The organism is Microbacterium sp. 22215 (assembly GCF_052045655.1).
Lineage (GTDB): Bacteria > Actinomycetota > Actinomycetes > Actinomycetales > Microbacteriaceae > Microbacterium > Microbacterium phyllosphaerae.
This window is the reverse complement of sequence record NZ_JBQEPC010000006.1, coordinates 158,487-183,244: the sequence shown is the minus strand read 5'-3', so window position 1 is coordinate 183,244 and position 24,758 is coordinate 158,487. Positions and strand designations below refer to the sequence as shown.

Sequence of the window (24,758 nt, the reverse complement as noted above, 5' to 3'; positions counted from 1 at the left end):
ATCCCGGCGAGGGTCTGCCGGAAAATGCTTGAGAAGAAGAAGCAATCAGAGATTTGAGGGGAAGCGAAAGAATGTCGATCACGGTCTACACCAAGCCGTCCTGCGTCCAGTGCAACGCGACGTACCGCGCGCTCGACGCCAAGGGCATCGAGTACGACATCCTCGACCTGTCGGAGGACCCGACGGCCCTGGAGCAGGTCAAGGCGCTCGGCTACATGCAGGCACCCGTCGTCGTCACCGACGAGGGTCACTGGTCGGGCTTCCGCCCCGACAAGATCGACGAGCTCGCCTCGCGTCTGGCGTGACACCCCATGAGCGCCGTCGCGACCGCTGCGCCGCTCCTGGTCTACTTCTCGAGCACCTCGGGTAACACCGCGCGCTTCGTGGAGAAGCTCGGGCTTCCGGCCCGACGCATTCCCCTTCTCCGTCAGCAGGAAGATCTCGTCATCGACGAGCCCTTCGTGCTGATCACTCCCACCTACGGCGGGGGTGAGGGGCGCGGCGTCGAACGAGGTGCGGTGCCCAAGCAGGTGATCCGGTTCCTCAACGACGAGCGCAACCGGCGACACATCCGCGGAGTGATCTCCGCGGGCAACACCAACTTCGGCGAGTCCTTCTGTCTCGCCGGTGACATCATCAGCCGCAAGTGCAACGTGCCTCACTTGTATCGGCTCGAGATCTTCGGCACACAAGACGATGTTGATCGCGTGAGCGACGGATTGGAGCGACGGTGGGTACCGCAGTTGACGAGCAGGCAGGGACTGACTCAGTGACCGACACGGTGGCGTTCAAGATGAACCCGACCTATGAGGGCCTGGACTACCACGCCCTCAACGCGATGCTGAACCTGTACGACGCGAACGGCAAGATCCAGTTCGACGCCGACAAGCGGGCGGCACGCGAGTACTTCCTGCAGCACGTCAACCAGAACACGGTGTTCTTCCACTCGCTCAAGGAGCGCCTCGACTACCTGGTCGAGAAGGAGTACTACGAGCCGGCCGTGATCGAGCAGTACTCGCTCGAGTTCATCCAGCAGCTCAACGACCTCGCGTACGGCAAGAAGTTCCGCTTCGAGACCTTCCTCGGCGCCTTCAAGTACTACACGAGCTACACGCTCAAGACGTTCGACGGCAAGCGCTACCTCGAGCGCTTCGAGGACCGCGTCGTGATGACGGCCCTCGGCCTCGCAGGCGGAGACGAGAAGCTCGCGGTCGCGCTGGTCGAGGAGATCATCTCCGGACGCTTCCAGCCCGCCACCCCGACCTTCCTCAACTCGGGCAAGGCGCAGCGCGGCGAGCTCGTCAGCTGCTTCCTGCTGCGCATCGAAGACAACATGGAGTCGATCGCCCGCGGCATCAACTCCGCTCTCCAGCTCTCCAAGCGCGGCGGCGGCGTGGCGCTGCTGCTCTCGAACATCCGTGAGGCCGGCGCGCCGATCAAGCAGATCGAGAACCAGTCCTCGGGCATCATCCCCGTGATGAAGCTCCTCGAAGACAGCTTCAGCTACGCCAACCAGCTCGGTGCCCGTCAGGGCGCAGGAGCGGTGTACCTCAACGCGCACCACCCCGACATCATGCGCTTCCTCGACACCAAGCGTGAGAACGCCGACGAGAAGATCCGCATCAAGACGCTGTCGCTCGGAGTCGTCGTTCCGGACATCACGTTCGAGCTCGCCAAGAACGGCGAGGACATGTATCTCTTCTCGCCGTACGACGTCGAGAAGGTCTACGGCGTTCCCTTCGGTGACATCTCGGTCACCGAGAAGTACCGCGAGATGGTCGACAACCCGCGCATCAAGAAGACCAAGATCAACGCGCGCGAGTTCTTCCAGACCATCGCCGAGATCCAGTTCGAGTCGGGCTACCCGTACATCATGTTCGAGGACACGGTGAACAAGGCCAACCCGATCAAGGGCCGCATCAACATGTCCAACCTCTGCAGCGAGATCCTGCAGGTGAACACGCCGACCACGTACAACGACGACCTGTCGTACGACCAGATCGGCAAGGACATCTCCTGCAACCTCGGCTCGATGAACATCGCGCTGTCGATGGATGCCGATGACCTGGGTCAGACGGTCGAGACCGCCATCCGCGCACTGAGCGCGGTCAGCGACCAGAGCCACATCCGCTCGGTCCGCTCGATCGAAGACGGCAACGACCGCTCGCACGCGATCGGCCTCGGCCAGATGAACCTGCACGGCTTCCTCGCTCGCGAGCACGTGCACTACGGCTCCGAAGAGGGCATCGACTTCACGAACATCTACTTCTACACGGTGTTGTTCCACGCGCTGCGCGCCTCGAACAACATCGCGATCGAGCGCAAGCAGGCCTTCGACGGCTTCGAGGACTCGACGTACGCGTCGGGGGAGTTCTTCGACAAGTACATCGAGCGCGCCTGGGAGCCCGAGACAGAGAAGGTCAAGGAGCTCTTCGCCGGCAAGCACATCCCGACGCAGGCCGACTGGGTGGCGCTGAAGTCGTCGATCCAGGAGCACGGCATCTACAACCAGAACCTGCAGGCGGTGCCGCCGACCGGCTCGATCTCGTACATCAACAACTCGACGTCGTCGATCCACCCGATCGCGTCGAAGATCGAGATCCGCAAGGAAGGCAAGCTCGGCCGCGTCTACTACCCGGCGCCGTTCATGACGAACGACAACCTGGAGTACTACCAGGACGCCTACGAGATCGGCTACGAGAAGGTCATCGACACGTACGCCGCCGCCACGCAGCACGTCGACCAGGGCCTGTCGCTGACGCTGTTCTTCAAGGACACCGCCACGACGCGTGACATCAACAAGGCTCAGATCTACGCATGGCGCAAGGGCATCAAGACGATCTACTACATCCGTCTGCGTCAGATGGCACTGGAGGGCACCGACATGACCGAGTGCGTCTCCTGCATGCTCTGAGCCCGTCACTGAACACGAGAAACGACGAATCATGACTCCCCACCCCCCGATCAAGCTGGTCGACAGCGTTCAGGCGATCAACTGGAACCGCATCATCGACGACAAGGACCTCGAGGTCTGGAACCGTCTGGTGAACAACTTCTGGCTGCCCGAGAAGGTGCCGCTGTCGAACGACATCCAGTCGTGGAACACGCTGACGCCCGACGAGCAGCTGCTCACCATGCGGGTCTTCACCGGCCTGACGCTGCTCGACACGATCCAGGGCACCGTCGGCGCGGTCTCGCTGATCCCTGACGCGATCACCCCGCACGAAGAGGCGGTATACACGAACATCGCGTTCATGGAGTCGGTGCACGCGAAGAGCTACTCCTCGATCTTCTCGACGCTCGCGTCGACGAAGGAGATCGACGAGGCGTTCCGCTGGTCGACCGAGAATCCGAACCTTCAGAAGAAGGCTCAGATCATCATGGATTACTACCAGGGCGATGACCCGCTCAAGCGCAAGATCGCCTCGACGCTGCTCGAGTCGTTCCTGTTCTACTCGGGCTTCTACCTGCCGATCTACTGGTCGTCGAAGGCGAAGCTCACGAACACGGCCGACCTGATCCGCCTCATCATCCGTGACGAGGCCGTGCACGGGTACTACATCGGATACAAGTTCCAGAAGGGTCTCGAGAACGAGACCGAAGAGCGTCGCCAGGAGCTGAAGGACTACACCTTCAACCTGCTGTTCGAGCTCTACGACAACGAGGTGCAGTACACGCAGGACCTCTATGACGGTGTCGGCCTGACCGAAGACGTCAAGAAGTTCCTGCACTACAACGCCAACAAGGCGCTGATGAACCTCGGCTACGAAGCGATGTTCCCCTCGACCGTGACGAACGTGAACCCGGCGATCCTGTCGGCGCTCTCGCCGAACGCCGACGAGAACCACGACTTCTTCTCGGGCTCGGGATCCTCCTACGTCATCGGCAAGGCCGAGGCGACGGAAGACGACGACTGGGACTTCTGAGTCGCACTGTGCGGCGTCACGCATTACGGCGCCGCCACACGTTGAAGTTGACACACGTCATAGGCATCGGCACTGATTCGGTACCTGGCGTAAGAAACCATTGAGAGTGGGGTGCGAGGCCTTTGCCTAACAAGCCGCACCCCACTCCGAAGGACCTCACCGAGTCGTGGCCAGAGAAGCCTTCTCCTGACCCCGCTGGTGAAGCGGCACGCAGATTTGTTGTGAATCTGCGTGCGGCAATTGGAGAGAAGAGTGTCAGGCGGGTTGCCGCAGATGCAGGTCTCGATGAGGGATCTGTGAGACGGGTGCTTGCGGGCGCAGCGTGGCCTCATCTGCGGGCGATGGTCATGTTGGAGGAATCGCTCGGAGTGTCCCTCTACACCAGATGAGGGCATTGCAGGATGGATCGGGGGAGCCAATGACCACGCAATGGTCGCACACGTCGACGATGAGCGCCGCCCCATCCGAGGCGCCTCTTCTGGTCTTCTTCTCGACCGTGTCGGGCAACACTGCGCGCTTTGTGAAGAAGCTCGGGCTTCGTGCCCGACGCATCCCTCTCCACAGTCGAGCGGACGACCTCGTCGTGGATGAGCCGTTCGTTCTCGTCACCCCCACCTATGGTGGTGGCGAGGGGGGCGTCGTCGAACGAGGCGCTGTTCCCAAGAAAGTGATCCGTTTCCTCAACGATGAGCGCAATCGGAATCAGATCCGCGGAGTCACCTCCGCGGGCAACACCAACTTCGGCGAGTCGTTCTGCCTCGCCGGTGACATCATCAGCCGCAAGTGCCACGTGCCTCACTTGTATCGGCTAGAAATCTTCGGCACACACGACGATGTCGATCTCGTCACTGACGGTCTGCGACGTGGGTGGGACCTGCGCTCGGAGAGCTTGGCGAGCTCGACGGAAATTGGACGTCGATAAGAACCGACGGCCGGAAAGCAGGGATCATTATGGCTATACGACGGATGCCTTCGCAGTCGCAGCTTCGTTCACAGGTGCGCGCAGCAGGACGCAAGATCGAGCGTGAGATGAATTCCGAGCTGAATCGGATTCAGAACAAGCTCGAACGTGACGCGAACGTTGCCGCGCGCAAGGCGCAACGAGACTTCAACCAAAAGGTGCGCGCCAGCCGCCCGTCGGTGTCGTACACGGTGACGGAGCGCGCGTACCTTGAGCCGGTCCGCGCGATGGCTGCTGAGCAAGCGCAGGTGCATCCTGAGCGCCGCGACATCTTCCTGTGCCACGCCTGGGGCGACCGTGAAGGCGCAGCCGCAGAGCTGCACGATCTGCTGGATTCGTACGGTGTGGACGTCTGGTTCAGCGAGAAGGACGTCGCGCTGGGTACGTCGCTGATTCGCGCCATCGACAAGGGCCTTCGCATGTCCCGCATCGGAGTGGTGCTGATGACTCCACACATGCTGGAGAGCCTGGCGAATGAGGGCGTCGCCGAGCAGGAGCTGTCAGCGCTGCTGGCGACGGAGCGAGTCATCCCGGTGGCTCACGGCATCAGTTATGACCAGCTTCGTGCGGAGAGCCCGCTCCTCGGAGCGCGAGCAGGGCTCACTAGCGATGGCGTCTCCCTGGTCGATATCGCCGTGAAGATCGCGAACGCGGTCCGCCCCGAGTAATTACAGCCCTTCCGGACGGGTGAGGTAGCGGGACAGGTCCTTGCCGAGGACAAGAACGATGGCCGTGTCGTGCGGGCCTCGCGTGCAACCGGTCCAGCGCAGACAATCGTCGTTCCAGCGCCGGGGTCGTTCCGGAGCGAAGGGCTTCGCCGACGCATTCTTGATGACCAGGGGGAGTGGTCCATCTACGTATCGAGCTGGGAGCGGGGAACGCGGTGGGATGGAGTGCCGCGGCTGTCGGCGCGATACGCCTGACGGCCCTCACCTACGAGCGAAACCAGGCAGGTCCGATAGGCCCAGGCATCGCGGTACCCGGCGGCGGGCGGCGTTCAGGTCGTCGCCCAAGTGTCCATCGTCAGATCGAAATCGTCCCCCGGAATCAGATGGAGGTCTCGAGAAACAGCCAGAGCGATCTGTTCGACTCGAATCGCCTTCATCATCATGCGGGGGAGGCTGCCGCTGAACTCGCGGGCGGAATCCCAGTCTGCGAACACTTCGGTGAGATACAGAAGCCGGCGCTGGGATTCTTGTATCGCGGTGAACTCTGACCGGGCCCGAGCAACATCTTCGTCATCTACGAGTGCGGACAACCGGTTCTGAACAGTCTCCAGTCGGCGGCGCAAGGTAGCGACTGCTGAGCTTGAAGCGGCAGAGGCTACATTGCCAGCGAACGAGTACGCCTCGGCCAGGTACGTGCCGACACCATCAACCAGCTTCTGGGACCGCTCAGTCCGGGAGTCGAGGGTGTAGTCCACGTAACCGATCTCGGCCAACGTCTGGGCGTGCCGGTTCGCCGGCGAGTAGCTCTCTTCAACCGCGTAGGCGAACAGTGCGACGTCCGTCTCGTCGGCGATCTCGACGGCCTGCGCGGTGAAACCAGAGAGGGAGTAGATGAGTGCGACACTGTTCGGAGCCGCCGCTCCGATGAACTGCTGCACCGTCGGAGAGCCCACTGGTTTGCGCATGTGCTTCACCTGAGCGGAGCCGCTGGTCGCGAGGACGTCGATGCCCTTGTCGGCACCGCGCCGGGTGATCTCGGCATCGGCGAAACCGAGCGAGCGCATGTGCACGGCAGCGGCCATCTCTGCCTCAGCCCAAGAAGTAATCATGCCCCCAGTCATAGCAGTCCGTGAAGCTTGCGCTCGCAGCACTGCGTCGTAGTGCGGTTGACGCTGTGGTTATGCAGTTCGCAGATGCGCGAGAATTCGAATATGACCGCGGATGTGAACTGGCTTCTGAGCTCCATAGCGCAAGGCTCTGCTGCGATGATTGCAATCGTCGGGGGCCTCCTCGTGTCCCGATACGTCGGGCTGCATGCTGAGCAGGAGGCGGCGCGTCGCCGGGTGGATGATCTGAAGTCACGCGCCACGGCGGCCACGGACTTGGGCACTCGCTTGGAAAGCGAGCTGAGGGCGCTACAGATCAAGCTTCTGGTCAATCGTGACGATGTTTACAACGCGCTCATCCATGCAGGCCTTGACCTGTCTCTCGACGAACTCTTTGCTCTCACCGGCGAGGATCGGTCGTCTTACGACGAAGAAGACGTCTCGGCGCAGCTCGCGATTCTGGGTGCGGAGATCAAGTCGGCGGCTGGCGTTCTTCTGAAGCGCGTGAGTGAGGAGCTTGAGCACCCGCAGTGGTCACGGTTCCGCAGCCGCAATCTCGACCTTCCCATTGAGAATGACGATGCATGGGAATGGACCTACTCCAGAATCTGTGCAGACAAGCGCGCCGCGGCGGTGGATGCCCTGCCTCAGATGCAGCGCCTTGCGCATATCGGTGCCGCACCCCTCGATCTGTCGAGACTCGTCCCTTCAGACGAGCCCTCGCGGCGACGACAGCTCATCGAGCGCATCGAGCGCGCGCAAGCGGATGCGCGCGGAGCGACGCAGGAAGCGGCCCTTGCCCAGGAAGCGTTCGAGTCCAGCCGACAGCCCGCAGGGTTCTCGCTCGCGCTGCAGGTGCTCACCACCTTGGCGATCCTCGGGATCGCAGTGCCGGTGGTCGTCATGGGCATAGGGCTGGACGCCCTCGACCTCTGGGTGCGCGTTCTGGTCATTCTCGTCTTCTTCGTCGGGGTAGCGCTGCTTCTGCGCTACCTCTTCGTGTACGCGAGCTTCCTTCGAGAGGGCGGCCGACGTACTCTCCCACGGCATGTCTTCGGCCTCATTGGGAAGGAGCGGCCGCTGGCTGAGGACTCCGCCGTGTAGGACCCCTCGGACATTGGGCGGCGCGAGTCGGCTGATCCTCCGAGGCAAACCGCGACTGTCCTACTCTGGTCGTGTGCCCACCTTCGAGAGCTTGGACGGACCCGTCGACCTAGAGGCGTCGGACGAACTCAGGTTCGACATCGAAGACGCCCTGTCCTTCTGGTACCGGTATGGACGGCATCCGTATCGGTCGATGGGCGGGATGTCGAAGTTCATGATTACCAGCGCGGACTTCCGCTACGTCGACAGCCCGCGCTTCTGGCGGTTCACCTTCGAGCAGACCGAAGACCTGGTGAGGCGCCTCTGGCCGGCTGACGGAGCGGAGGGGCTCGAGCAACTGCAACGCATCAGCGGGTATGAGCCCAGTGGGTCTTAGGTGGACTGTCCGTAAATCTGATTGCAGAGTAGCCAAAAACAGCCAAGGTCACCCGAATCGTCATGTGACCTTGCCTTTCTCTCGTCCACCGTTGGCGCAGGCTGCTTGAGCCAAGCCAACGAAACAGACTGGATGTCTCTGAACGCAAGCCAAGTCTGGACGGTCCTGAGCCGGGGACGGTCCTCGGGCAGAACATCCAGTCGTTGAGTGCGAGCTCGGCAAATGGTCGTGAGGCTCTGATGACGTGTACATCTCCCTGGCTCTATGCCCGATGCCCAATGCCCGACAGGCGAACATCACTTCTTCCGTCCGAGACGCGTTCATCATGGCTGCCGGCTTCGTCAGAATGGCGCAGGTCTTGGCGGCGTTCTTTGGCCCGTATCTGGATGCGCACAACGCCTACCAGACGTGCGACACTGAGGCTCCGAACGGCGTGCTGGTCGGCGGGGTGACGCCGAGCATGACCATCGACCAAGCCTTCTTCCCCGCAGAGAGGGGATGCACGTGCGACATCCTCGGCGGGGGCATGGTGTCGGTCCACAGGGGATGGGTCTCGACGACCCGGCTGGCTCGCTACCGCAACCTTCGCGTCGCTCGACAGCCCAGCGGGCAAGCCAATCTACACCTCCGAGTGAAGTCCAGGGGCGTCGAGAGTGCCGGCCGGAGCGAAGCCCTCAATTCGTATTTCCCCTTCGACGACCGGTGACGTCGCGGTAGACCACAGCGGGCATACATCGCGGCGTGGAGGAGCATCATCGTGTCAGGGCGACGCCGACGAGGCGTACCACCAGGACCACGCACGGCAGTTCGACCGGCGCGAGCGACGTCAGGCTTGCGCGTATGGTGACAGGTCGATCTCGGTTGCCTCCCGGCGCAAGGTCACGACCCGGCCCGTGTCGTCGATGCCGCTGACGGCGAAGACGCCGAGGAACCGGTAGTAGGTGTCGTTGAAGACCGGGTGCCGGTACTTCGCGAACACGACGTTGCGCATGTCCGGGTTGTGCGGGTGCTTGGGCTCGTCGAGCTCGATCTGTGTGATGACCTGGCCGTCCTCGCTGAGGACGTTCTTCCAGTCGTCGCGGTCCCTGCCGTCAGCCTGGTGCAGCTCGGGCATCCACACCTGGAAGTTCTCGCCGAGGCGGTACGTCGCCTTCCTCTGGCTGTTTGTGATGTGCCCGAAGAGCGCGACGACGTGGGTTGCCCGCGGCATCTGGATATCGTCCTCGAGGGTGACCTTGCCACGTTCGCGCCACACACTCGGCGTGTAGCGGTCGCCGTAGTTGAACGGGACGAACGTGCCCGCCGAGATCGCCTCCGCCTTCCACTCGCGGATGCGAGCGATGAGCTCGTCCGTTCTCTCTTTGAGCGTGTTCAGCGGGTCGGTGCTCTCCACGCTGAGGTGCTCGAGGGGGTGGCGGATGTCGGAGACTTCCGTGATGGCCTGCTCACGCGCCTGGTCGTGCTCACGCGTGCCTTCGAGGAGATGGTGGAGCTCGTCCACCTCGACGCCGACGTTGAACTGCGGAAGGTAGAGGTCCAGCAGCGAGAGAGACCCGTCGGCCCTCCGGACCGGCTTCTGGGTGACGAGCTCGATCTCCGGGTCGTCGAGCAGGTGCATGATACGGCTGACCGCGTACACTTCGTACTTCTTGCCACGGATAGACCGCAGCATCTTGCCGTAGTAGTCCACCTCGGTGGGCATCGTCCACGGCGTGCGCGTGGGTTTCTCGCTCGCGCTGTCCTCGACCGTCGTGCTCATGCTCTTCCCCTCGTCTCCCACCCGGTGGGGGAGTCAGCCTCGACCCTATCGAACGCGGATGGTGCTCAAGCAAGACGAATCCGACGCGGCGGGCGACCGCGCCTTTCGAACCGTATTCCGTCCCGTGAGAGCGCCCCAGTGAGACAGCCTTACTCTGCTGCCGGCTCATTGCGTCCAGGAGCGGTCGCAGGAGGCCGCATGACGAGCCCTCAGATACGCTCGCTCGCTGCGATGATGTCGATCTCCCAAGCGAGCAGATTGTCCGGGGTGGCGTGGGACGCTTCGTCAGCGTCACGAATCGCACCTTCGATGCCTCTCATTGCCTGCTCGAACTGGTCTTCAGTCAGCATGATCCTGTGCCGTGCGAACGCCCCGTTGAGTTCGGTGGTGCGTCCGCTCGCGTATTCCTCAACCCAGCTCAAAGAGCGAGCGAGAAGCTCTTGATGCTCTGAGGCGAGTGCTTGCAATACGGCGCTTCCGAGCTCGGCATCCGCTACTGGCGCCGAGGGGACGCCCACGTTATAGGTCCCTGGAACGAGAACCCAGACCCGGTCTCGTCTATCTCGCGCGAGTTCGGGGGCCTCGGCCAGGAACCCAGCTCGTGCCAGGGTGCGAATGTGGAAGCTGATGGAGTTCGAGGGCACCCCTAGCTCGTCGACGAAGTCGGCGCCTCTCGCTGATTGGCGGTGACTGAGCATCCGCAACATACGTCGTCGGAGGGGGTGCGCCAAAGCCGCGAGCATCGCGGACGTCATCGTTCCCGCCTCATGCTCCTCCGGACCGGCCATGAGAACACTCTAAGCCAGCGGCATGCGGGTTTCCCATGAAGAGTTGCCCAATTGAGGTTGGCCACTTACTGTTGGGGAATCGACAAGGAGGGGAGGTGACACATGGACATGCAGCAGACCGCCCAGGACCTTCTCGCGAAGACCCCCGCACCGGAGGTGCGCGACTTCTTCGACGAGTACAGCGTCGCGGCAGACGTTCGCTGGGAGAAGAAGGACTTCTGATCCGACGCAGTCGTTCCGTGGCTCAAGACGTCGTCTTGGGCCACGGAACGGCTCTAAACCTTGGAACCGACATGTCATCAATCATGTTGAGCAAGCCTCATCGCCAGATTCTCAAGGGCACCTCGCTCGATTTCCAGGAGCGCATGGCCGAGCTCGGTGTCGTCTCGCCGACGCACGAGGACGCCACGCCCTGCATCGTCGTCGCGACCGTCCGCGATGACATGGAGATCTCCGCGCTATCCCTCGGGCTCGCCGCCCAAAACATCAGGCTCCTTCGTCTCAACGTCGACGACCTGCCGGACGTGGACATCGTCAGTTATGTCGAAACGTTCGAACTCAACCACGGTGCTGAAGCGTTGCGTCCCGTGTTGTTCTGGGCTCGGTATCTTTTCCACCACCCGCAGCGCGCTGTGCCCGCGCCCGGTTCACTCGGTGGCGAGGTGCTCGGAACGTACATCAGCCAGCACAACTCAGCGTTCATCCGAACAATCGAAGAACTCAGCCCTCATCGAATAAACGGCGACGCTTCGGCGACCGGCCGACTAGCTCAGCAACGTCTCGCTGCCCGGAGCGGACTACGCGTCCCTGACACGACGGTGACGCGAGACATTTCCCGCGGGTCGCATCGCGTGCAGGCCCACAATGACGCCCCGCTCATCGGGAAGGTCGTGGGCGAGCACTGGGTCGAGCATCCTCCCGGAGTTTTGAATGGCACGTTCCCCCGTGTGTTGGAGCCATCGGCCCTTCACCGCCTCGGCGTTGAGCCTGCGCCTCTCATCGTCCAAGAGTTTGTGCCTCATGTCTTCGAACTCCGCGTATACGCAGTCGGAGACGACACCATCGCATACCGCGTGGAGGGGAAGCCTTCAGCCGAGGCGCTGTGGACAGACATGGATGACGTGAAGGTGAGCGTCACTTCGCTCTCCTCTGCCCACGCCGCGGCCATCGGTCAGTTGATCCGAGAGTTGAACATCGACTTCGGCGCACTCGATTTCCTCGTGACGGAGGCCGATGAACTCGTGTTTCTCGAGGTGAACCTCGTCGGCGACTGGCGCTACTTCGAAAAGGCCGCTGACGACTCCCGCGTCAGCGACTCCGTTATCAATCTCATCGCCAAGAAAGTGCAGACATGAACTTCTCCGAATACGGACTGATGTACTTCAGGGACCAAGACCTGGTGTGGGACGACGTCATCGAGCACAAGCAGGCGCGTGTCACCCCGGTGCAGCTGCGCGCCCTGGCGGATGCCCTCGAGGACCGCGGCACCACGACGGCACTCCTCCAGGGGGCTCCCGGAGTAGTAGATGACGACCGCGCGGATCTCGAGCGGACGCTCAACGAGGGCTGGGACGGCTGGAACCGAATGGCGCGGCTGTACAGCTTCGCCTCCCGAATGCGGCACAGTGACCCAGTCGTCACCCACGACCAGTCACGCGAGCGAGTCATCGTCAAAGAGATCGCGTTCCCGGTACCGGGGCGCTTCGACTCAACCACGAACTCGACGCCCGTCGCCCTGCCCGACCCCGAACACCTTCCGGAGAGAGACTTCCAAGAGGTGCTGTGGTCCCGCCGGACGTCCCGAAAGTTCTCGGAAAGAGCCATGACGCTCGAGCATCTCGGGCTGCTCTTGTTCAACGCTGCCAGCACACGCCGCAGAGCCCGTACGCAAGAGGACGTGCAGTACGGGAATCACTACCGCAACTCGCCCTCAGGTGGTGCCCGGGCGAGCACGGACCTCTACCTGCAGGTACGAAACGTCGACGGTCTTGCCAGAGGTAACTACCGATACCTCGCAGATACCCACTCTCTTGACTGGATCGGAGACGCATCGTCCGACGACGACATGCTCCACGCGCTTTCCCGGCAACAATGGTTCCTCGAGTGCGCGGTGCTCATTGTCCTCGCAGCAGATCTTCAGTCCACAGCGTGGAAGTACACGGACAAGCGTTCCTACCGCTCCGTGATTCTCGACGCCGGGCATCTCAATCAGAACATCTATCTGGTCGGTACCTCTCTGGGGCTGGCAGTCGGCACCACCGCTGTTCAACGCGACGAGGACTTCGAGAAAGAGTTCAACCTGTCGCCCGCACTCAAGGTTCCCCTGATGCTCACCGGAATAGGACACCACAGAGACCCAGACGCACTCACAGCACGTGTCCCCACTCCGTTGGAACAGTGATGACCCGCGCCGAATCGACCGCAGTGCAGAACTGGCCAGGCAGGACGCGACGCGACTTCCGCCTACTCTGGGGCGGAGGCGCAGTCGTCGAGTTCGCGTCGGCCGCGGTCGTCTTCGCAGAGCCCCTCATCGTCCTTCGCGTCTCGAACGACCTGGTCCTCACCGGCGTCGTCATGGCAACCATCGCCATCGTCTCTACAGGTGTGGGCGCAATCGCAGGAACCTTCGCGGACAGGCACAGCCGGCGGCGCACCATGCTCATCTGCAACGCCTTGCAGATCCCTCTCGCCCTCGGCATCGGTTTCATGTTGCTCATGGGGAACCTCGACATGACGGTCTTCGCTATCGCGTCCATCGGGATGGCGATCCTCGGAGGATTCGTCACTGCACCGGAGCTGGCGGCCATCACCCAGCTCGTGCCGAAGGAACACCTCACAGAAGCGAGCGGGCTGTACCAGGGCCGCATGCACGCCGCGAATCTCCTCGGACCCCCTCTCGGCGGGCTGCTGCTCGGGTTCTTCCCACCCCTGTTGTACGCCTTCGCTGCGCTGAGCTGCCTGCTGGCGACCGTGACCGTGGCTCTCATACGGTCGCCCATCGGAGATGGCAACGGGGGCGAGGCAACGTTCTTGCGCGACTTCGCCGAAGGATGGAAGACCCTCTTCACACATCGCCAGATCCGGAACCTGGTGATGATGCAGTTCTGGGCAAACACTGCTGTCACAGGCGCACTGTTTGTGACGGTGCTGTCCCTGGAACAAGCTGGCCACCCCGCTGCTGTCATCGGTATGGCTCAAACCGCCATCGGCGTCGCTGGCCTGACGGGAGCCAGTCTGGTGGGGGTCATCACCAAACGCATTCCGTTCGCCGCGCTTCTCACCACCGCGATGATTGCTGTCGTCATAGGCGCCCTGGCCTCCGCGGCGCTCGCCGGATCGCTGTGGATGGTCGTTCCTCTGGCTCTATGCCTACTCCTCGCGCCGAGCGCGAGTGCTCTCGTGTTCGCCCGGATCACCGCACTGACGACGGAGCACACACGTGGCCGGGTCCTCAGCTTCCAGTCCATCGCGTCATCCATCGGCGGATCGTTCGTCAAGGCACCCGTTGCGGCCATCGGCGCCGTCTCTCTATCCCTTGCTCTGGGCGCGTGCGCGGCCGCCGCTGTGCCTGGTGTCTTCCACGCGTTCCGTAGTCGCAGGCTCGAGCGTGATGGGTGAGGTCGTTGCAAAGCGAAACGGGCAGAACACGGCACGGCGCACAGTCGACGTGCTCGGGTGGCGGAGAGAAGTGCCAGACGCACACCTTGTCTTGGCGAGCAATTGGTCAAGTAGCGAAGATCATCGGGTATCAGCGAGTCGAAGGAGACTGTGATGAGTGGGAATCAGAATCGCCGGGACGTATCTGGAAACAGGCGGGACGGCTACAAGGTGACAAGCCAAGGGAAAGTCACCGACACGGCGTCGACCCAGAAGGAAGCAGAGGCGCGAGCCAAAGCTCAAGTGTCCGACGCGGGCGGCGGTCAGGTCTACATCCATCGTCCTGACGGGAAGATCCGGGATGCCGACACCGTGCACCCTGGTAACGAGTCTCCAGTGAGAGACACTAAACACTGACCGCCCGCCTGCCCTGGCCATCGAGGTGTTCGCGGGGTGACGCAGAAACACGGCATGAGGATCAGTTGCAACCCTTGATACTCCGGGGCTCCAAGACTGTGCCAACTTCTACGACGCAACGGCGACGACGACGGAGAGCCTGACTTCAGGCGGGACTTGAGCCAACTGCAGCTGATTTGCGCCAGTTGTGTCGACGAGGCACACGCACGTTGAACATGATGAAGGGGCGGATGCTGCGGCATCCGCCCCTTCGTCATGTCGTCGCCGCCTCAGGCGCGCTCGTCGGCCAGGCGGGCTCGGCGCTCCTCTTCCCGCTTCGAGTAGGTGGCGGCGCGGATCGCGTCGTCGGACTCCAGGCCCGTTCCCAACGCCCCGCCGAGTGTCGCCGCCGACGCGACGAACCAGGTGAGCACGAACAGATCGCCGACGTCGACGGTTCGGCCGAGGGACTCGCTCATCACCGACGTGTCGAGCACGAAGAGCGCCCAGGCCAGGTTCACGATGTACAGCGCCAGATAGCAGATGACGATGCCGATGGTCAGGGTCAGCAGCGTCGAGGTGTTGTAGAGACGGGATCTCTCACGGGCCTGGAGTGAGTCGTCGTCCGGACGGTCCCAGAGCCTGCCGTCGATCACGATCCACGCGATGATGATCGTGATGGAGGCCACAGTCGCCGCCACCAGGCGCCAGCCCGACAGCGAGCTGGCGAGCGACCACACGGTCGGTTCGATCGTCGCCACCGCGCCGGTCGCCAGCGCTGCGACCAGCGCGGACTTGAGCCCGGCGGCGAGCAGCCACGGACGGTTGGCCAGCACCATCCCCAGAAGCACGCGCCCGCGGGCACTGAGACCAGGCAGCGGCAGGCGCTGCTCCTCCGGCGAGGCGGGCTCGGCCATCCCGTCGACGAGTCCCCGCACCGCGTGGCGGGCGCGGCTCTGCACCCGGAACCCACCCAGGGCGGGCAGCGACAGCACCGCGGACTGGCGACGAGGATCGATCGCCGCCAGCAGGTAGCGGCCGTCATCGTCGCGAAGCGGAAGCTCGGTGACGCCGATGACGAGATCCCACCCGTTCTGCTCGGCATGCGCACGTAGCCGCTCGAGGGCGACGTCGACGTCTTCAGACCCGAGGGTGAACGGCTCGCTGACGAGTTCGACGATCCAGCTGTCGGCCGCAGCGGCGAGCGGTGGCGTGAGGTCGGTCATCCGACGCGCGACGGTAGTGGGCGAAGCCGGGTCGGCCACGAGGCCCACTCGGATCGGCTCCATCTCCGCAACCTACACCCGCCTCGCGTCGGCCGCATCGGCTTCTGCGATCGCTGCGCCGCTCGGTCGAGGGACAGGTCTGCCAGCGAAAAGGTGGATGCCGCGGCATCCACACTGCTTTCGTCTGCTGCCCGGCGCTCAGGCGGGGGCGTCGTTCGGGTCGAGTGAGCGCAGCGCGTCCTCTTCGACCTCGTTGTCGGCCGTCAGCTGCTCCTCGGTGTTCTTGTCGCCGCCGAGTGCCGCATCACGGTCGGGGCTCGCGTCGCCCTGGATGGCGCCGCGCGGCGATTCGCCGTGCGAGCTGTCGCCCTGGATCGCGCCGCCCTGGGCTGCGCCCTGAGCGTTGCCGTGTTCGGCCTCGCCCTGGATCGCGCCTCGGGCCGAATCGCCGTGCGAGCTGTCGCCCTGGATGGCTCCACCCTGGGTTGCACCCTGAGCGTTTCCGTGCAGCTCATCGCGTTCGGTCGAGGTCTGTCCGTCCGGAGCGGTGTTGTGCTCCGGGTTCTGCTCGGTCGAACCCTCAGCGGGCTCTTCGGCGTGCGGGGTGCGTCCTGTGTTCTGGTCCATGGTGCGAAGCTACGTCCGCCCCGGCCGTGAGTGGAGGGCATTGACAAACCGCATACACGCGCTCGGATCGCCGATCCACGCGGTCACGCGATCGACGCGGTCAGAACGCGATCGACGCGCTCGGGTCGCGGTCAGTCCTTCTTCGGCGTGCGGATCGGGGTCGTCACGGCTGCCTCGTCGCTGAACTCCACAGGGTCGGCCTTCTTCTCGATGATGTCGGCCTCGTCGATGATGCTCACCGGCCGGGTCTCATCGAGCGTTATCAGGAAGCGGTTGTTCTCGGACCGGTGCAGACGGCCCGAGGTGAACACCCAGATGGCGCCGATCGCGCAGGCGACGAATCCGGCGGTGCCGCCGAGCATGATCGCGCTGCGGGGTCCGAAGGTATCGGCCACCCACCCGGCGATGGGTGCGCCGACCGGCGTCGAGCCCATGATGACCGCCATGTACAGCGCGAGCACGCGACCGCGCAGGGCCGGGGTCGTCGTCATCTGCACGTACCCGTTCGCCGTCGTCAGCAGTGTGACGATCATGAAGCCGGTGAACGTGAGCGTGACGGCATAGGAGATGTACGTGGGCATTGCCGCCGACACGAACGCGGCGATGCCGAAGCCGCCGGCCGCGAGGATGACGACCCGCACCCTGGCGCGGTCGCGGCGGGCGGCCAGCAGCGCGCCGGCGAGCGAGCCGATCGCGAGCACCGAGCTCAGCACGCCGTATCCGTCGGCGCCGGCGCCGAACTCGAGCGCCATGGTCGAGGCGAAGATCGGGAAGTTCATGCCGAACGCGCCGATCAGGAAGACGGTCACGAAGACCACGCGCAGATCGCTGCGTCCCCACACATAGCGGAAGCCCTCTGCAAGCCCGCCGGGGCGGCGGTTCTTGAGACGCGGCGCCAACTGCCCGGTGCGCAGCAGGAGCAGCGCGACCAGCATCGCGAGGAAGGTCACGGCGTTCGCGATGAACACCCATCCGGAGCCGATCGCGACGATCAGCAGACCGCCGACCGCGGGGCCGATCATGCGCGCGAGGTTGAAGGATGCCGAGTTGAGGGCGACCGCGTTCGAGGTGTCGCCCGACGAGACCATGTCGGAGACGAACGCCTGCCTGGCCGGTGCGTCGAACGCATTGACGACGCCGAAGGCCGCGGCGAAGCAGAACATCATCGGCAGCGTCATCACACCGTTGAGCAGCAGCACACCCACGGTGATCGCGAGCAGCAACAGTGCCGACTGCGTGGCCATCAGGATGCGCCGGCGCTCGAACCGGTCGGCGACCCAGCCTGTCAGACTCACGAGCACGAGCGGCGGGCCGAACTGCAACGCCATGGTGACGCCCATCGCGGCGGCGTCGTTGTCGGTGAGCTCGGTGAGCACCACCCAGTCCTGGGCGGTGGCCTGCATCCACCCGCCGATGTTCGAGACGAGGGCTCCGGCGAACCAGATGCGGTAGTTGATGTTCGAGAACGAACGGAACATCGCGCTCATCGGTCGACCACCTTCCGCATCAGGGCGCTCGCTTCGCGCAGCGTCGCGAGTTCTTCCTCGGTGAAGTCGAGTTCGCCGAGCATCTCGGCCAACAGCTCGTCGCGGCGCGTGATGGTCTGCGCCACGATCTCGGTGCCCGCGTCGGTGATGTCGACCTGCACGCGTCGCCGGTCTTCGGCATCCGGAGTGCGGACCACATAGCCCTGCTCTTCGAGCCCGTTGATCATGCTCGTCATCGACGGTGCGGTGACCCGCTCGCGCTCGGCGAGGGCGGTGATCGTGCGGCGCCCGTGCATGCGCAGGGTGGCGAGCACCGCGAGCTGCGCATCGCTCATCGCGTCGACGGCTCGGGCGCATCGCAGGCGCCGTGCGAGTCGGAAAGTCGCCATGCGCAGGTCTGTCGCGGTGAGGTGGAGGGCTTCATCAGACGCAGACATTACTTAGACAGTCTAAGTAATTTGCGCAGGAATCGGAAGCCGGATGCCGAGGTGGCCGCCGACCACAGGCCAGAATGGACGGATGACCCGCGCCCTCGCCATCGAAATCGCCGTCCAGGACCCGACCGGAGTACGCATCGCCGGGACGGTCGGCGCCGCGCGCGTCGAACTCGCTCAGGCTCTCGCTCTCGGCGGCCTCACTCCGTCGCCGGCGACTCTGGATCTGTCGATCGACGCGGCACGGGCCGTGGGGGTGGAGGTGCACGTGCTCGTCCGGCCCCGGGCCGGCGGTTTCGTCTACTCCGCCGATGAGATCGCAGTCGCGGAGGCCGATGTCCGCCGCGCGATCGAGGCGGGTGCCCACGGCGTCGTGATCGGCGCCCTCGATGATGAAGGGCAGCTCGACATCCCCGCCATGCGTCGGCTCCGCGATGCCGCGGGCGGAGCATCCGTCACGCTCCACCGTGCGATCGACGTGACCGCTGACCCCGTCGCCACCCTCGTCGCCGCGCGCTCGCTCGGCCTGCGCCGCGTGCTCACCTCCGGTGGTGCGTCCACCGCGATCGAGGGCGTCGAGACCCTCCGCGCGCTGGTCGCCGAAGCCGCGGGAGAGATCGAGATCATGGCAGGCAGTGGAGTGGATGCCGCCAGCGCCGCCGCGCTCGCCGCCACCGGCGTCGACGCCCTGCACTTCTCGGCCAAGCGCGCGGTGCGCGAGGATGGCGGAGTGCGCATGGGCTCGGCATCCGACGGTGTGGGCGGCTACGAGGTCACCGACCTCGAGATCGCCCAGGGAGTCATCGCCGCGCTCGGTGCCTGACCTTCGCGGCTGGCGGGGCACCGGCCGCGCCGCGGGCGCTCGGCCTGACGCTCGCCGCGCACTCTCAGTACAGTGGGGGCGTGACGGATACGCGTGAGTTCACGGATGCTGACGGCATCGCCATCGTCTACGACGTCCACGAGGCGGAGGGTGATGCGCGGGGAGTCGTGCAGCTGCTGCACGGTGTCGGCGAGCACGCGGGCCGCTACGGGGCGCTGATCGCCGCGCTCACCGGGGCCGGGTTCCACGTCTACGCCGACGACCACCGCGGCCACGGTCGCACCGGCATCCGCCAGCACGGTGGCCCGGTGAAGCTGGGTCGACTCGGCAAGGGCGGCCTGATGGCCGCCAAGGATGCGGTCTGGCAGCTCACCGGGATCATCAAGGACGAGCATCCCGACCTTCCGCTCGTGCTGCTGGGGCACTCGTGGGGCTCGTTCCTCGCGCAGATGCTCGTGAACGACCACCCCGAGGCGTGGGATGCCGTGATCCTCTCGGGCTCGGCGCTGCGGATGCCCGGATCGCTCAACGCCGCGCCGCTGAACGCCCGCTGGGCGGGCCCCGAGGCAACGGGTCTCGAGTGGCTCAGCCGCGACCCCGCCGTGTGGAAGGCGTTCGACGAGGACCCGCTCACCACTGACGTGCCGCTGCTCAAACTGTTCGGACCGATCGAGGCCGCCAAGCTCTACGGTCGCCCCCGCAAGGACCTCGGCCGCGACATCCCGATGCTGCTGCTCGTCGGCCGCGACGACTCCGTCGGCGGTCCCCGCAGCGTGCACAAGCTCGCCGACGAGTACCGCACGCGCTCGGGCCTCACCGACATCACGACGCTCGTCTACCCCGACGCCCGCCACGAGATCTTCGCCGAACTGCAGCAGGACGAGGTCCGCGTCGACGTGCTGTCGTGGCTCGACACGCACATCCCCGCTCGCTGAGCCGCGTACGACCCGCCCGCGCGTCCGCGTGTTACGCCCCGTGAACGGGTGTTACAGCGGGTGAATCCGCGTGACGCCGACCCAACATATCGGTCTCTCCTCCGCATAGATTCGCGGCGAGAGGGAGGTGCGTGGTGGGTTTCGAAGACGACTGGCGGGCGTGGCACGAGTCGCGCGAGCGGTACGCCGGCGCCGAGTACGGCCCTGCGGCACTCGAGTCGACGAACTGGCTCATCACGGAACCGGCTGCCGTCGAGGGGGTTCCGGGGCTGTGGGCGCTCACGGGAGACGGAGGGATCCGCGGCAGCGACCTCGGTACGTCGGGGTCGGTCGTCACCCTGCGCGGCAGCGAATCGCTGCGGCTCGGGCGTCGGGAGCTGCGCGTGTTCGACCGGCGCGGCAGCGTCGCGCTGCGGGTGTTCAATCCGAGGCGGCCCGAACGCGAACGGTTCAGTGCCATCGACGCGTATCCGCCTCGGGAGGGCTGGCGGATCGCTGCGGTGTTCGAGCCCACGCCGGGGGAGACGATCACCGTCACCTCGATCGACGGGCGCTCGCACGACTCCGACCTCGCAGGGCGGCTGCGCTTCACTCTCGACGGGGTCGCGGTGACGCTGTCGGCCACTCGCACGCCGCAGGGGAGTCTGACCGCCGTCTTCGCCGACGGCACCAACGGCACCGAGACCTACCGGTTCCGGTTCCTGCCGATCGAGGAGCCGGCCGCAGACGGATCCGCGGTGATCGACTTCAACCGGGCCTACCTGCCCCCGTGTGCATTCTCGGATCAGTACGTCTGCCCCCAGCCGCCGGCAGGCAACCGCTTCTCGGCCCCGATCCGGGCGGGGGAGCGCGCGGTCGTCCTCGGTCGCTGAATCGTCGGCGCACCGAGCCTGCGCGACGCGCTCGCCTTAAGCTGTAACCGTGCACGGTGAATACAAGGTCCCTGGAGGAAAGCTCGTCGTCGTCGACCTCGAGGTCGAGGACGACAGGATCGTCCGCTTCCGGCTCGCCGGCGATTTCTTCCTCGAACCCGACACCGCACTCGACGACATCAACGCGGCGGTCTCCGGGCTGCCGGTCGAGACGGATGCCACGGCCATCGCCGCCGCGGTCCGCGGCGCTCTTCCTGATGGGGCGCAGCTGCTGGGCTTCACGCCCGAGGCGGTCGGCACCGCGGTGCGCCGCGCTCTCGTGACCGCCCCCGGGTGGAACGACTTCGACTGGGAGATCGTGCACGAGAAGGCCGTCTCTCCTCGCATGAACCTCGCGCTCGACGAGGTGCTCACCTCGCGCGTGGGCGAAGGACGACGCCGCCCGACCCTCCGCATCTGGGAGTGGGACCAGTCAGCCGTGGTCATCGGCTCGTTCCAGTCGTACCGCAACGAGGTCGACCCCGAGGGAGCCGCACGCCACGGCTTCGACGTCGTCCGCCGCATCTCAGGCGGCGGCGCGATGCTCATGGCCGCGGGCCAGATCATCACGTACTCGCTCTACGTCCCGGCATCCCTCGTGCAGGGAATGACGTTCGCCGACTCGTATGCCTTCCTCGACGACTGGGTGCTGCAGGCGCTGCGGTCGCTCGGGATCGACGCGATCTACCAGCCGCTCAACGACATCGCCAGCTCGTCCGGCAAGATCGGCGGAGCCGCCCAGAAGCGCCTTGCCAACGGGGGAGTGCTGCACCACGCGACCCTCTCGTACGATATCGACGGCCAGATGATGACCGAGGTGCTGCGCATCGGCCGCGAGAAGCTCAGCGACAAGGGCACGACGTCGGCGGCGAAGCGCGTCGATCCGCTGCGCAGCCAGACCGGTCTCGCGCGGGCCGAGATCATCGAGCGCTTCAAAGACACGTTCCGCTCGCTGACCTCCGCGGAAGACGGGGCGATCACCGCCGATGAGTATGCCGATGCCGAGGCGCTGGTGGAGTCGAAGTTCGCCACCGACGCGTGGCTGCAGCGGGTTCCGTGACCGACCCCGCTTCTGCGCCTGAGGCAGCGCCGGAGGATCCGACCCCCGTCGAGACTGCGGTCGAGACCGCGGTCGTCCGTGGCGATGTCTCGATTCTCCAGGGCGACAACCTCGCCGCAGCGGCGACTCTGCCGTCGGCATCCTTCACGCTGGTCTACCTCGATCCGCCGTTCAACACCGGTCGCGCGCAGGAGCGGCAGGTCGTCACCGCCCGTCGCACGTTCACGACTCCGGACGAGCCGGATGCGGATGCGGATGCGGATGCGGATGCAGTGGCCGCCCCGGTCGTGCTGAGTCCCGAACCGGCGATGCCGCCCTCCGAAGTCAGGCACGGATTCCACGGCCACGCGTACGAGCGGGTGCGCGGGATGCTGCGCACCTACGACGACCGCTTCGACGACTACGGCGCGTTCCTGATGCCTCGGCTCGAAGAGGCGTGGCGGCTGCTCGCCGATGACGGCACGCTGTACCTGCACCTCGACTACCGCGAGGCGCACTACGCCAAGGTGATGCTCGATGCGGTGTTCGGCCGCGACTGCTTCCTCAATGAGCTCATCTGGGCCTATGACTACGGAGCGAAGTCGCGCCGACGCTGGCCGACCAAGCACGACACGATCCTCGTGTACGTCAAGAACCCGCGCGACTACGTGTTCAACGCCGACGACATCGACCGCGAGCCGTACATGGCCCCGGGGTTGGTCACCGCCGAGAAGGCCGCCCGCGGCAAGCTGCCCACCGACGTGTGGTGGCACACGATCGTCCCGACGACCGGACGCGAGAAGACCGGCTACCCGACGCAGAAGCCCGAGGGCATCCTGCGGCGCATCGTGCGGGCATCCAGCCGCCCCGGCGACCGCGTGCTCGACCTCTTCGCCGGCAGCGGCACGACCGGCGCCGTCGCCTCGGCACTCGGTCGCGACGCGGTGCTCGTCGATGACAACCCCGAGGCGGTGCGCGTGATGACCGAGCGGATGCCGCACGCCGAGGTCACGCGGGTCGGCGAGTAGTTCCGGTCCTCTCACGGAAGGCAGCCATGACCGAGTACGTCGAAGTGCAGACCGCCGCGGGGCGGGTCCGAGGGCGCTGGCGCCCGACCACGGGAGGGCGAGGTGCCGCGCGATCGGCGGGCTTCCTCGGCATCCCGTTCGCGGAGCCGCCGATCGGCGCTCTGCGATTCCAGGCGCCGGTGCCGAAGGCGCCGTGGGAGGGTGTGCTCGACACGCTCGAGTTCGCGGCGACCGCGCAGCGCGGCGACCCCGGTGTGACGCTGATCCCCGAGCCGAGCGTCGAGGGCGACTCGACGCTGAACGTGAACGTGTTCACGCCCGACCCCGGGGCTTCGGGCCTGCCCGTGCTCGTCTGGATCCACGGCGGCGGGTACTTCGCAGGTTCGCCCGCGAGCCCCTGGTACGACGGCCGCAACTTCAACCGCGACGGCGTCGTCACCGTGTCGATCTCGTACCGGCTCGGCGTCGACGGCTTCGGCTGGATCGAGGATGCTCCGTCGAATCGCGGCGTGCGCGACTGGCTGCTCGCCCTCGAGTGGGTGCAGCAGAACATCGCCGCATTCGGCGGAGACCCCGGTCGCGTGACGATCGCCGGACAGTCCGCGGGCGGCGGGGCGGTGCTCACCCTGCTCGGCATGGAGAAGGCGCAGCACCTGTTCCGCGCGGTCTACGCGATCTCGGGGGCGCTGGGCGATGTGTCGGCGACTCGCGCCGAGGCGTTCGGGCGTGCGCTCGCCGCCTCGGGTGGGGTGGCTCCGACCGTGGCCGGACTGTCGACGCTGTCGGACGAGCGCCTGCTCGCGCTGCAGAAGAAGGCGACCCAGCTCGGGCCGTCGTCACTGACGACCGTGATCGAGGAGGGGCTGCCACTCGGCCCGACGATCGATGGCGACCTGCTTCCGCGGCCGACCCGGGAGTCGCTGCGTGCCGGCGTCGGTGCCGACAAGCCACTGGTGATCGGAGCGACCGACGATGAGTTCACCATGGCATTCGTCGGGAAGGCCGCGAAGGCCCTGCGGTGGGTGCCGCAGGGAGTGCTGCTGAACCGGTTCGGTGTGCCCAAGAGCATCCGTGCCGAGTATCTCGGCGCGAATGCCGACGTCGTGCGTCTCGGCAAGGCGCGTCTCGCGGGCCGTGTGCTGACCGATCGGATGTTCCGCACCACCGTGCCGGGCGTCGCGGCCGACCGTGGCGATGCCCCCACATGGCTCTACCGCTTCTCCTGGCCCTCGGGACGCTTCGGCTTCGCGGAGCACTGCCTCGACGTGCCGTTCTTCTTCGACTGCCTCGACGGCCCGTCGATGGAAGCCCTCGCGGGGCCGAACCCGCCGCAGGAACTCGCTGACGACGTGCACGGCGCCGCGGTCGCGTTCATCACCACCGGCGATCCGGGGTGGGGCAGGCACGACGGGGATGTCGGTGTCGTGCGTGTCTACGACCGGCCCACCCGTGACGTCGCCGACGCGTATGCGTCGGTGCGGGCGCTGCTCTGAGCCGAGCGGCAGGTCGGGGGCGCGCCGCATGTGCTTCCGAGGCGGGCGTCGCACGGGGCCCCGACACGAGAGGA

Annotated in this window: 26 protein-coding genes; 19 read left to right on the top strand and 7 right to left on the bottom strand. The window is 65.4% G+C overall.

The annotated features are described in order from the left end of the window. Positions 1–71 precede the first annotated feature (71 nt). From nrdH to ACTJKH_RS12095, 6 genes are all read left to right on the top strand, one after another. Positions 72–305 (top strand): glutaredoxin-like protein NrdH, encoded by a 234-nt coding sequence (gene nrdH / locus ACTJKH_RS12120; protein ID WP_210098994.1) that lies wholly within the window; start codon positions 72–74, stop codon positions 303–305. Between the two features lie 6 nt (positions 306–311). Continuing rightward, positions 312–773, top strand: coding sequence for a class Ib ribonucleoside-diphosphate reductase assembly flavoprotein NrdI (nrdI, locus tag ACTJKH_RS12115; RefSeq protein ID WP_210098993.1), 462 nt, complete (start codon positions 312–314; stop codon positions 771–773). A 20-nt stretch (positions 774–793) separates the two neighbouring features. Further along, a complete protein-coding gene (nrdE, locus tag ACTJKH_RS12110) occupies positions 794–2,914 on the top strand; it encodes a class 1b ribonucleoside-diphosphate reductase subunit alpha (RefSeq protein WP_056517749.1) in 2,121 nt (706 codons plus the stop codon). Positions 2,915–2,945: 31 nt separating this feature from the next. Then, entirely contained in the window at positions 2,946–3,926 is a 981-nt protein-coding gene (nrdF, locus tag ACTJKH_RS12105) for a class 1b ribonucleoside-diphosphate reductase subunit beta (RefSeq protein WP_045253201.1), read from the top strand. Positions 3,927–4,374: 448 nt separating this feature from the next. After that, on the top strand, positions 4,375–4,848 hold the full coding sequence (nrdI, locus tag ACTJKH_RS12100; RefSeq protein ID WP_440737135.1) for a class Ib ribonucleoside-diphosphate reductase assembly flavoprotein NrdI: 474 nt from the start codon (positions 4,375–4,377) through the stop codon (positions 4,846–4,848). 44 nt (positions 4,849–4,892) lie between these two features. Next, positions 4,893–5,555, top strand: coding sequence for a toll/interleukin-1 receptor domain-containing protein (locus ACTJKH_RS12095; RefSeq protein WP_440737134.1), 663 nt, complete (start codon positions 4,893–4,895; stop codon positions 5,553–5,555). Positions 5,556–5,884: 329 nt separating this feature from the next. Here ACTJKH_RS12095 and ACTJKH_RS12090 read toward each other — a convergent pair whose 3' ends face one another. Continuing rightward, complete coding sequence (locus ACTJKH_RS12090; RefSeq protein ID WP_440737133.1) at positions 5,885–6,664, bottom strand: restriction endonuclease; 780 nt, start codon at positions 6,662–6,664, stop codon at positions 5,885–5,887. Positions 6,665–6,766: 102 nt separating this feature from the next. Between ACTJKH_RS12090 and ACTJKH_RS12085 the strand changes: the two genes are divergently transcribed. The 3 genes from ACTJKH_RS12085 (at position 6,767) to ACTJKH_RS12075 (ending at position 8,847) form a co-directional block, all read left to right on the top strand. Beyond that, positions 6,767–7,765 carry a hypothetical protein gene (locus tag ACTJKH_RS12085; RefSeq protein ID WP_440737132.1) on the top strand — a complete coding sequence of 333 codons (999 nt, stop codon included), beginning with the start codon at positions 6,767–6,769 and terminating at the stop codon, positions 7,763–7,765. Positions 7,766–7,838: 73 nt separating this feature from the next. Next, positions 7,839–8,141, top strand: a complete 303-nt coding sequence (locus tag ACTJKH_RS12080; RefSeq protein WP_440737131.1) for a hypothetical protein — start codon at positions 7,839–7,841, stop codon at positions 8,139–8,141. A 244-nt stretch (positions 8,142–8,385) separates the two neighbouring features. Beyond that, entirely contained in the window at positions 8,386–8,847 is a 462-nt protein-coding gene (locus ACTJKH_RS12075; RefSeq protein WP_440737130.1) for a hypothetical protein, read from the top strand. A 120-nt stretch (positions 8,848–8,967) separates the two neighbouring features. On the opposite strand, the gene ACTJKH_RS12070 is transcribed toward ACTJKH_RS12075, so the two are convergent. Together ACTJKH_RS12070 and ACTJKH_RS12065 are read right to left on the bottom strand one after the other, a co-directional pair. Continuing rightward, positions 8,968–9,900, bottom strand: a complete 933-nt coding sequence (locus ACTJKH_RS12070) for an AbaSI family restriction endonuclease (protein WP_440737129.1) — start codon at positions 9,898–9,900, stop codon at positions 8,968–8,970. 209 nt (positions 9,901–10,109) lie between these two features. After that, the gene (locus tag ACTJKH_RS12065) at positions 10,110–10,688 is read right to left on the bottom strand and encodes an ArsR/SmtB family transcription factor (protein WP_440737128.1); all 579 of its coding nucleotides are present in this window, start codon (positions 10,686–10,688) and stop codon (positions 10,110–10,112) included. Positions 10,689–10,927: 239 nt separating this feature from the next. Here ACTJKH_RS12065 and ACTJKH_RS12060 point away from each other — a divergent pair, with 239 nt between their 5' ends. The 4 genes from ACTJKH_RS12060 (at position 10,928) to ACTJKH_RS12045 (ending at position 14,702) form a co-directional block, all read left to right on the top strand. After that, positions 10,928–12,043: an ATP-grasp domain-containing protein gene (locus tag ACTJKH_RS12060; RefSeq protein ID WP_440737127.1), complete on the top strand. Its 1,116-nt coding sequence runs from the start codon at positions 10,928–10,930 to the stop codon at positions 12,041–12,043. Beyond that, positions 12,040–13,089 carry a SagB/ThcOx family dehydrogenase gene (locus tag ACTJKH_RS12055; protein WP_440737126.1) on the top strand — a complete coding sequence of 350 codons (1,050 nt, stop codon included), beginning with the start codon at positions 12,040–12,042 and terminating at the stop codon, positions 13,087–13,089. The genes ACTJKH_RS12060 and ACTJKH_RS12055 overlap by 4 nt, the downstream gene beginning before the upstream one ends. Continuing rightward, positions 13,089–14,306 (top strand): MFS transporter, encoded by a 1,218-nt coding sequence (locus tag ACTJKH_RS12050; RefSeq protein WP_440737125.1) that lies wholly within the window; start codon positions 13,089–13,091, stop codon positions 14,304–14,306. The genes ACTJKH_RS12055 and ACTJKH_RS12050 overlap by 1 nt, the downstream gene beginning before the upstream one ends. 153 nt (positions 14,307–14,459) lie before the next feature. Continuing rightward, positions 14,460–14,702: a DUF2188 domain-containing protein gene (locus ACTJKH_RS12045; protein WP_440737124.1), complete on the top strand. Its 243-nt coding sequence runs from the start codon at positions 14,460–14,462 to the stop codon at positions 14,700–14,702. Between the two features lie 269 nt (positions 14,703–14,971). On the opposite strand, the gene ACTJKH_RS12040 is transcribed toward ACTJKH_RS12045, so the two are convergent. The 4 genes from ACTJKH_RS12040 to ACTJKH_RS12025 all read right to left on the bottom strand — a co-directional run bounded on the left by ACTJKH_RS12040 (position 14,972) and on the right by ACTJKH_RS12025 (position 18,458). Beyond that, entirely contained in the window at positions 14,972–15,970 is a 999-nt protein-coding gene (locus ACTJKH_RS12040; RefSeq protein ID WP_440737123.1) for a hypothetical protein, read from the bottom strand. 135 nt (positions 15,971–16,105) lie between these two features. Then, positions 16,106–16,534, bottom strand: coding sequence for a hypothetical protein (locus ACTJKH_RS12035; protein WP_440737122.1), 429 nt, complete (start codon positions 16,532–16,534; stop codon positions 16,106–16,108). Between the two features lie 131 nt (positions 16,535–16,665). After that, positions 16,666–18,012: an MFS transporter gene (locus ACTJKH_RS12030; RefSeq protein ID WP_440737165.1), complete on the bottom strand. Its 1,347-nt coding sequence runs from the start codon at positions 18,010–18,012 to the stop codon at positions 16,666–16,668. Between the two features lie 5 nt (positions 18,013–18,017). Further along, positions 18,018–18,458, bottom strand: coding sequence for a MarR family winged helix-turn-helix transcriptional regulator (locus ACTJKH_RS12025; protein ID WP_440737121.1), 441 nt, complete (start codon positions 18,456–18,458; stop codon positions 18,018–18,020). An 82-nt stretch (positions 18,459–18,540) separates the two neighbouring features. Between ACTJKH_RS12025 and ACTJKH_RS12020 the strand changes: the two genes are divergently transcribed. The 6 genes from ACTJKH_RS12020 to ACTJKH_RS11995 all read left to right on the top strand — a co-directional run bounded on the left by ACTJKH_RS12020 (position 18,541) and on the right by ACTJKH_RS11995 (position 24,684). Continuing rightward, positions 18,541–19,278: a copper homeostasis protein CutC gene (locus ACTJKH_RS12020; RefSeq protein ID WP_259163030.1), complete on the top strand. Its 738-nt coding sequence runs from the start codon at positions 18,541–18,543 to the stop codon at positions 19,276–19,278. A gap of 80 nt (positions 19,279–19,358) precedes the next feature. Continuing rightward, positions 19,359–20,213: an alpha/beta fold hydrolase gene (locus tag ACTJKH_RS12015; protein ID WP_440737120.1), complete on the top strand. Its 855-nt coding sequence runs from the start codon at positions 19,359–19,361 to the stop codon at positions 20,211–20,213. Positions 20,214–20,344: 131 nt separating this feature from the next. Next, positions 20,345–21,085, top strand: coding sequence for a DUF1684 domain-containing protein (locus ACTJKH_RS12010; protein WP_259163029.1), 741 nt, complete (start codon positions 20,345–20,347; stop codon positions 21,083–21,085). Between the two features lie 49 nt (positions 21,086–21,134). Then, on the top strand, positions 21,135–22,184 hold the full coding sequence (locus ACTJKH_RS12005) for a lipoate--protein ligase family protein (protein WP_440737119.1): 1,050 nt from the start codon (positions 21,135–21,137) through the stop codon (positions 22,182–22,184). Then, positions 22,181–23,191 carry a DNA-methyltransferase gene (locus tag ACTJKH_RS12000; RefSeq protein WP_440737118.1) on the top strand — a complete coding sequence of 337 codons (1,011 nt, stop codon included), beginning with the start codon at positions 22,181–22,183 and terminating at the stop codon, positions 23,189–23,191. Before ACTJKH_RS12005 ends, ACTJKH_RS12000 begins: the two co-directional genes overlap by 4 nt. 26 nt (positions 23,192–23,217) lie before the next feature. Next, the gene (locus ACTJKH_RS11995) at positions 23,218–24,684 is read left to right on the top strand and encodes a carboxylesterase/lipase family protein (RefSeq protein WP_440737117.1); all 1,467 of its coding nucleotides are present in this window, start codon (positions 23,218–23,220) and stop codon (positions 24,682–24,684) included. The last annotated feature ends 74 nt before the right edge of the window (positions 24,685–24,758 follow it).